This window comes from Priestia sp. 53B2, assembly GCF_056099005.1.
Genome location: NZ_JBLZXA010000011.1, coordinates 40,809 through 49,590, shown reverse-complemented (window position 1 = coordinate 49,590; position 8,782 = coordinate 40,809). Strand labels below are relative to the sequence as shown.

Sequence of the window (8,782 nt, the reverse complement as noted above, 5' to 3'; positions counted from 1 at the left end):
TTAGGCACGCCGCCAGCGTTCATCCTGAGCCAGGATCAAACTCTCCGAAGAAATGTTTGACTTGCTCATATAAAATAAAAAAATTAACGTTGACGTTTGTCGCTTTGTTCAGTTTTCAAAGTTCAACTGCCGCTCTCGAGCGACTTTACTATCTTATCAAGTTATTAACGTAATGTCAACAACTTTTTTATTTCTTTTTGTTGTTTTCGCTCGTCTGCGTTAGCGACAGATATAAATATACCAAATCATTTTCATAAAAACAAGAGGTAAATTAAAAGTTTAAATTTTCTAATATTATTAACTAAAAAAAGATGGCCGTAGCCATCTCTTTTTTAGCGTTGACGCATATGTGGGAATAATAGTACATCACGGATTGACGGTGCATTTGTTAGTAACATAACAAGACGGTCAATACCGATTCCTAGACCACCTGTAGGTGGCATACCATATTCTAATGCCTCAATGAAGTCATCATCCATCTCATGTGCTTCATCGTTTCCTTGTTCTTTCTCTTTCAACTGAGCTTCAAAGCGCTCACGTTGGTCAATTGGATCATTTAGCTCTGTAAATGCATTCGCGTGTTCACGCGCAACGATAAACAGCTCAAAACGGTCAGTAAAACGCGGATCTTCCGCATTTTTCTTAGCCAATGGAGAGATTTCTACAGGATGTCCGTAAATGAACGTTGGTTGAATTAACTGCTCTTCTACTTTTTGTTCAAAGAATTCATTTACAATATGTCCATATTGCATATGTTCAGTGATTTCTACCCCGTGTTCTTTCGCTAAAGCACGAGCTTCTTCAACAGATGTTTCTCCCCAGAAGTCTACGCCCGTATATTGTTTAATAGCATCCACCATATGAAGTCTTGTCCACTCTGGAGTTAAATCTACCTCTTGATCGCCATACTGAATCTTTGTTGTGCCAAGTACTTCTTGCGCGATGTGTGCAATTAAGTTCTCTGTTAAAGCCATGATATCTTTGTAGTCTGCATACGCTTCGTACAATTCGATCATTGTAAATTCAGGATTGTGACGTGTAGATACACCTTCATTACGGAATACACGGCCAATTTCATATACTTTTTCTAATCCACCTACGATTAAACGTTTTAAATGAAGTTCAATCGCAATACGCATATAAAGTTCCATATCAAGCGCATTGTGGTGTGTCACAAACGGACGAGCTGCTGCTCCACCTGCGATTGAATGCATCATCGGTGTTTCAACTTCTAAATATCCATGATTATCTAAGTAACGGCGCATTGATTGAATAATACGGCTTCTTGAGATAAATGTTTGTTTACTTTCTGGGTTTGTAATTAGATCTAAGTAACGTTGACGGTAGCGCTGTTCAATATCTTTTAAACCATGATATTTATCTGGAAGTGGACGAAGCGCTTTTGTTAGTAACGTAAAATCTTTTACTTTAATAGAAAGTTCGCCAACTTTTGTTTTGAATAAAACACCTTCAACCCCTACCAAGTCACCGATATCTACGCTGCTGAAGATTTCGTACTGTTCTTCGCCAATTGCATCTTTACGTACATAAAGCTGAATTTGTCCTGTTAAATCTTGAACGTGAGCGAAACCTGCTTTTCCTTTTCCACGCTTTGTCATAATACGACCAGCTAATGACACAGGCACTTCATTTTCTTCTAACTGTTCTTTTGTTAACTCGTCATACTCACTAATTAATTGCTGTGATGTATGTGTACGTTCAAAACGTTGACCAAACGGATCAATACCTTGATCTCGTAGGTTGCTCATTTTTTCGCGACGAACGAGAAATTGATCATTTAATTCTTCATGACTCATCGTTTACTCATCTCCATCGTATAATTAAGTTTTCCGAAACAGAAAAAAGGCCAGCATGTTTACTGGCAACTACTACGTTTCTTTAAAATTATTATAGGTTCAGTCGTTTCTCTATGTCAAATCGCTTTATTCTTGCTGCGCTTCTCTTTTTCTTCGATTTCTCTAACAAGCTACCGAATAAACCAACAACCTGCGAACCCAAATCTCAAAGTTTTCACTATGAACTCTACTTTACGCCAATATAAAAATGAATCAACTAATAAGATTCATTTTCACTTATGTAAATCATTACTATTATTTTCGAACATATCTAGTATACCGGTTGTTTGCTTTCGAAATAATTTTACATCTTTTAAATCCGATAAACGTGTTGTGATGATTTCAACTTTTTCTTCTGCTACAGGGAGAATAAGAGATGGAGCTAGTTCGTTTAGAGGAACCATCACAAACGCTCGTTCAAACATTCGGGGATGAGGGACGCTCAGTCTATCCGTATGAATGATTTCATTACTATAAAGTAAGATATCTAAATCAAGGGTTCTAGGTCCCCATACAATCTCTCTTTTTCGACCTGCCGCTTGTTCAATGGCTTGCAAACAATCTAAAAGGTGCTCTGACGAATACGTTGTTTGTATTTTTACTACCATGTTTAAAAAGCTTGCTTGATTCGTATACCCGACCGGGGCCGTTTCATAAATAGATGAAACAGCCACTACCTTAATCTCAGAGTGTTTCATCAAGCCAGTAACTCCTGACTTCAAATGTTCCATTCGATTTTCAATATTTGATCCTAATGCAATATATGCTTCTGTTGTCATTCAACGGCTCCTTTTAATTTCAATAGCTACCGATTGATAATAACCGGGAATTGGCGGATCGGGCTTATATACCTTTACTGTACAAGCCTGCACGAGTTCGTAATTAGCAAGCAATTCAGATGCAATCGTTTCGGCCACCGTTTCAACTAACTTGAACGTGCGCTTCTCTACAACTTCCTGGCATGTTTGGTATAAATCTGCATAGCTCACCGAGTATTCTAAATTGTCCGTAGTACCAGCTTGTTTTAAATCCAGTTCTACAGCTAAATCCACGTGAAAACGCTGCCCTAATTTATTTTCTTCTGGAAATACTCCATGATATCCATAGAAACGCATATCATTCACATAAATTTTATCCATCTTTAGCCTCTCCTTTCGCTTTTATACATGTAGCTCGTGTCGACTCATTAGCGACATCGTGTAAGAGCCATACTCTTTTTGCAACTGAGCTGTCAACGTATGGTCTCCTACTGAAAACTGCTTATCCTTTATGCTTCGAAGAGGTACGATTTCTTGAATGGAATTTGTAACGAAAACTTCATCACCCTCCAAGAGCTGTTCTAACGTAAATAAGCCTTCTACAACCTCTATGTTTTTCTTTTGTAAAAGCGTAAAGATAAACTGTCTCGTAATTCCATTTAAGATACCTGTTTCAAGAGACGGCGTATATACACAATCATCTTTTACAAAAAATAAATTTGACACAATGCCTTCGGCTAAGAACCCTTCTTTTGTTAAAAAGATACCCTCTTTATTTAAGTCTGAACCAACTTCTCGCTTAGCTAGTACATTATTTAAATAATGATGAGACTTTAACCTCATGGTTCCTTCAGGCGTATTTCGTTTCGTCTCAAGAATAAGCCCCTCTTTTACAAGGGGGCTCGATGGATGAGGCATTGATTTCATATATACGATTGTAGATGGCTTGTCGTATTCTTCCACCTGCAAGCCAATTCCGCCATTTCCTGCGGAGACATTTAATCGAACATACGCATTTCTCTCATTGTTTTTCATTAACAGACTATTAATGATTCCCAATACGTCCTGGGTAGAGTAGTCCCATACAATATTTAATTCACGTAAGCTGCTACGCAGTCGATCCAGATGGTCTTCCACTAAAAATGGATGACCTTCATAAACTCGTAACGTTTCAAACAGCCCTAGGCCGTACATATATCCGTGATCAAACGGAGAAATAGTGGCTTCAGACGCAGGCTTTACTTCGCCATTTACGTATATATACATATCATTACACTCGCTTTTTTTCGTAAGTTTCAATAAAATTCTTCAGCATTTCTTTACCGTAAGAAGTCATGATAGATTCAGGATGGAACTGTACTCCTTCAATAGGTAATGATTTATGGCGAATCGCCATAATTTCATCTTCTGCTGTCCACGCTGAAATCTCAAAGCAATCCGGCAGTGAACTTTTTTCTACAATCAAAGAATGATATCGCGTTGCCGTGAACGGATTATCAAGACCTTTAAAGATAGTACGGCCATCATGACGCATTTCAGATGTTTTACCGTGCATTAATTTATCCGCACGAATCACATTCCCTCCAAAAGCTTGCCCAATCGACTGATGCCCTAAGCATACGCCGAATATTGGAATCTTACCTGCAAAATATTCGATGGCTTCTAGACTGATTCCCGCTTCGTTAGGACTGCATGGTCCCGGGGAGATCATCAAGAAATCTGGATTTAGCACTTCAATTTCAGAAAGTGTAATTTCATCATTTCTTTTCACAAGAAGCTCATGCCCTAGCTCACCTAAATACTGTACTAAATTAAACGTAAAAGAATCATAATTATCAATCATTAATATCATCTTTACTCACCCTCACTCAGCTCATTTTCGCTCTGCTCTTTTGCTTTCCATAGTGCAATTGCTTTTTTCAGTGATTCTTTGTATTCGTGTTTTGGATTTGAATCAATCACAACACCCGCACCAGCCTGCACATAAGCTTGGCCGTCTTGAATAACCATAGTGCGAATCGCAATATTTAATTCCATATCTCCATTAAACCCAATCCAACCAATCGATCCTGTATAAATTCCTCGTCGAACTGGTTCAAGTTCTTCAATGATTTCCATTGTACGAACTTTAGGTGCTCCAGTAATCGTTCCTCCAGGAAAAACCGCATCTACGATATCTACAAAATCTTTGTTGCGCGCGAGCTTGCCTTTTACATTAGACACAATATGCATGACATGTGAATATTTTTCAATAACCATAAACTCGTCAACATGCACGGTACCATATTCACTTACTCTACCAAGATCATTACGCTCCAAGTCAACAAGCATCACGTGCTCTGCACGCTCTTTTTCGTTATGAATAAGCTCATCCGCTAACTGTTGATCTTCTTGATCATCCTTACCTCGAGAGCGCGTTCCCGCAATCGGTCTCGTACTGATTTCATCACCGGCTTTTTTCACTAATAGTTCTGGTGAACAGCTCACAATGTGAAATTCTTCTGTCTGCATATAAGACATGTAAGGAGACGGGTTGATTTTTCGTACCTGTTCGTAGATATGCATAGGATGAGTTTGAAGCCGTTGAGACTGTCGAACAGATAAGTTCACTTGAAACACATCGCCTTGCCCGATGTACTCATGTACCCGAGTTGTGGCATCTGAAAAAGCAGCTTGAGACATCGAAACCTCACTCTTTTCGGCAACACGATGAATCCGCTCATATGAGAGTCCTTCAGCACTTGCCTCCATCCAGTCCTTTTTGTATCGATCAATACGCTTATGTGCCTGCTCTTTACAATCTGCTTCATCGTTAACGATAATCCAGAGCTTTTCCTTTTCTTGATCGTATACAAATACGTCATCGAAAATAAGGAAATAAACGTCCGGCGTTTTCAATGAATCTTCAGCAAGGTCAGGTATGGTTTCTACATAGCGGATATAATCATAGCTAATAAAGCCAATTGCTCCACCTTGAAAAGGAGGAAGATCTGGATTCACCTCTGCTTCAAACTTCTTCACCCAGTCTCGCATAAGATGAAGCGGATTACCTTTTTGAACAGTAGCTTGGCCATCCGTTTTGATATGAAGCTCGTTTTGTTCGCCTCGCAAAATGGCTACAGGTTTTAATCCCATCATTTGAAACTTTCCGCCTCGACCGCTTTCAAGCAGGATATGATTCGGTTCCTCTTTTGACAACTCTTGATATTTTTTGAACCATTGGTTTTTAGAGATAGAAATAGATTCGCCCCAAGTCATTCTTTGCTGCATTTGTTCACTCTCCTAAAAATAAATCACCTGCTTTCATTTTACATGATTCTCAGATGAAAAAAAACAGCTTCATATAGAAGCTGTTTTTTTATCGTTTTTATGCTTGTGTTTGTTCCTCGAATTGGAACAATGGAGTACTTAAGTAACGCTCACCGTTACTTGGAATAATCACTAACACTTTTTTACCTTTTCCAAGCTGTTTTGCAGCTTTTAACGCAGCATAAATCGCAGCCCCAGAAGAGATACCTACTAGGACACCTTCTGTTTTTGCTACTTTACGGGCATATTCAAAAGCTTGGTCATTTTGAACAGCGACAACTTCGTCATATACTTCCGTGTTAAGCGTATCCGGAACAAAGTTTGCACCAATTCCTTGAATTTTATGAGGTCCTGGTTGACCACCGCTTAAAATCGGAGAATCAGCTGGCTCTACCGCATAAATTTTGATATTTGGGTACTTTTCTTTTAACACTTCACCAGCACCTGTAATAGTACCGCCAGTACCGATACCTGCCACAAATCCATCTAGCTGATCGCCAAACTGCTCGATAATTTCTTTAGCCGTTGTTTGACGGTGCACTTCTGGGTTCGCCTCATTTTGAAACTGCTGAGGAATAAAGTAGCCGTGCTCTTTTGCAAGCTCAGTTGCTTTATTAACCGCCCCTTTCATCCCTTCTGGACCCGGTGTTAACACTAACTCTGCACCGTACGCACGAAGCAGATTACGACGCTCAATACTCATCGTTTCAGGCATTGTTAAAATAGCACGGTATCCTTTTGCTGCAGCTACCATTGCTAAGCCAATCCCTGTGTTACCACTTGTTGGTTCAATGATTGTGTCGCCAGGTTTTAACACACCTTTTGCTTCCGCATCTTCAATCATTGCTAATGCGATACGATCTTTTACGCTGCTTCCTGGGTTCATAAATTCTAATTTTAAATATACATCCGCCATATCTTCTTCAACTAGACGGTTTAGTTTTACGATTGGTGTTTGACCAATTAATTCTGTAATTGAATTTGCAATACGTGCCATATGACCACTCCTAATACCAACTAATTTTATTGATTTTGTATACAATTTATCAGATGTTTTCTAAATTGTCAATCATTTTGTCTTTTCATTTACCTAATTTTGTTATATTTTTAGATCAATATATACAGAAATAGAACTTAATATCTATAAAAAAAGGCGCTCATTTATAAAATGACGCCTTTTAAGAATCTTTTATTTCATTTAGATTGCTTGTTCTTTCATTTCTTCAAGCTGCTTTTTATCAAAACGATATGTCTCATTACAGAAATGACACTGGGCTTCAGCTTGGCCGTCTTCCTCAATCATCGATTGAATCTCTTCTTGTCCTAAGCTGATAATAGCATTGGCAATTCTTTCTTCTGAGCACTGACATTTGAACTCTACAGGCATTGTCTCCAGAAACTTTACATTTTCTTTTCCAAGAACTTCTTCTAAGATTTCCTCAGGAGAAAGACCTTTTTGAATCAGTTTTGAAATTGGCTCAATCGTCTGTAAGCGTTGTTCAATAGCTGTAATCGTTTTATCATCTGTTCCTGGCAGAAGCTGAATGATAAATCCGCCCGCAGCTAAGATCGTGTTATCAGGGTTAACAAGTACACCTACACCTACTGAAGATGGGACTTGTTCAGATGTCACAAAATAATACGTGAAATCCTCTCCTAATTCTCCCGATACAATAGGTACTTGTCCGTTAAATTGATCACGCATTCCGATATCTTTTACGACACTTAGCGTGCCATCTGTACCTACAGCACGTGCTACATCTAATTTCCCATGCTGATTTAAATCGAAGTGCGTTTGTGGATTCGTTACATATCCACGCACTTCCCCTTTAGCATTGCTGTCTACTAAAATAACGCCAATTGGGCCGCGGCCTTCAATTTTAATTGTTAGCTTTTGCTCACCCTTTAGCATAGCCCCCATCATGACTCCCGCAGTCATTGAACGTCCCAATGCTGCAGAGGCTGTAGGCCATGTATAGTGACGGCGCTGCGCTTCTCCAACTGTATCCGTTGTTTTTACTGCATAAGCGCGAACTTGACTATTGTAAGCTAGTGCTTTTACTAAATAGTCACCCATAATATACACCTCTTACTCCATATTTTTTGTATAAATTATTTGCAATCCTTTTAAAGTCAAAAATGGATCCACAATATCAATAATATCCGACTCTTTAGCAATCAATGTTGCGAGTCCTCCAGTAGCAATAACTTTAGGATTTACTGTTGCTTGCTCTTTCATTCTTGCTACAATTCCTTCTACTTGTCCAACGTATCCATATAAAATACCTGCTTGCATCGCAGATACTGTATTTTTTCCCACAATGCTATTTGGTCGCGCAATTTCAATTCGCGGAAGCTTAGATGCTCTTGAATAAAGAGCTTCTGTCGAAATATTAATACCAGGGGCAATCGCACCACCCATATATTGCTTATTTTCATCAATATAGCAATACGTGGTTGCGGTACCAAAATCAACGATAATTAAAGGGCTTCCGTATAGCTGAATTCCAGCAACAGCATTTACAATACGGTCTGCTCCCACTTCACGCGGATTTTCATATTTAATATTTAAACCCGTCTTAATTCCAGGACCAACAACAAGCGGCTTTAAATGAAAATACTTTTGACACATTCTCTCCAATGCAAACATAATAGGAGGAACAACAGAGGAAATAATAATACCATGAATATCTTTAAAAGATAAACTAACGTGCTCAAGCAAGGCTTTGATTGTCATGCCATACTCGTCTTCTGTTTTATTACGGCTTGTTTCTACACGCCAGTGATACTTTAATTCATCTCCATCGTATACACCTAATACCGTATTCGTATTTCCAACATCTAATACAAAAATCATTT

9 protein-coding genes are annotated in these 8,782 nt (G+C 38.8%); all 9 read right to left on the bottom strand.

All coding sequences use genetic code 11. From position 1 onward, the window contains the following. Positions 1-332: 332 nt before the first annotated feature. Positions 333-1,817 (bottom strand): lysine--tRNA ligase, encoded by a 1,485-nt coding sequence (gene lysS, locus ACN6NE_RS11420; RefSeq protein WP_013054894.1) that lies wholly within the window; start codon positions 1,815-1,817, stop codon positions 333-335. A gap of 272 nt (positions 1,818-2,089) precedes the next feature. Then, entirely contained in the window at positions 2,090-2,635 is a 546-nt protein-coding gene (gene folK / locus ACN6NE_RS11415; protein ID WP_129705667.1) for a 2-amino-4-hydroxy-6-hydroxymethyldihydropteridine diphosphokinase, read from the bottom strand. Continuing rightward, on the bottom strand, positions 2,636-2,995 hold the full coding sequence (gene folB / locus ACN6NE_RS11410; protein ID WP_013054892.1) for a dihydroneopterin aldolase: 360 nt from the start codon (positions 2,993-2,995) through the stop codon (positions 2,636-2,638). A gap of 21 nt (positions 2,996-3,016) precedes the next feature. Next, complete coding sequence (gene pabC / locus ACN6NE_RS11405) at positions 3,017-3,880, bottom strand: aminodeoxychorismate lyase (RefSeq protein ID WP_129705665.1); 864 nt, start codon at positions 3,878-3,880, stop codon at positions 3,017-3,019. Between the two features lie 4 nt (positions 3,881-3,884). Further along, complete coding sequence (gene pabA, locus ACN6NE_RS11400; RefSeq protein ID WP_129705663.1) at positions 3,885-4,466, bottom strand: aminodeoxychorismate/anthranilate synthase component II; 582 nt, start codon at positions 4,464-4,466, stop codon at positions 3,885-3,887. A gap of 2 nt (positions 4,467-4,468) precedes the next feature. Further along, the gene (gene pabB, locus ACN6NE_RS11395; protein WP_129705661.1) at positions 4,469-5,884 is read right to left on the bottom strand and encodes an aminodeoxychorismate synthase component I; all 1,416 of its coding nucleotides are present in this window, start codon (positions 5,882-5,884) and stop codon (positions 4,469-4,471) included. Positions 5,885-5,981: 97 nt separating this feature from the next. Beyond that, positions 5,982-6,920, bottom strand: a complete 939-nt coding sequence (gene cysK / locus ACN6NE_RS11390) for a cysteine synthase A (RefSeq protein WP_071277608.1) — start codon at positions 6,918-6,920, stop codon at positions 5,982-5,984. A gap of 201 nt (positions 6,921-7,121) precedes the next feature. Continuing rightward, on the bottom strand, positions 7,122-8,000 hold the full coding sequence (gene hslO, locus ACN6NE_RS11385; RefSeq protein WP_013054887.1) for an Hsp33 family molecular chaperone HslO: 879 nt from the start codon (positions 7,998-8,000) through the stop codon (positions 7,122-7,124). 12 nt (positions 8,001-8,012) lie between these two features. Beyond that, entirely contained in the window at positions 8,013-8,780 is a 768-nt protein-coding gene (locus tag ACN6NE_RS11380) for a type III pantothenate kinase (protein WP_013054886.1), read from the bottom strand. Between the last annotated feature and the right edge of the window lie 2 nt (positions 8,781-8,782).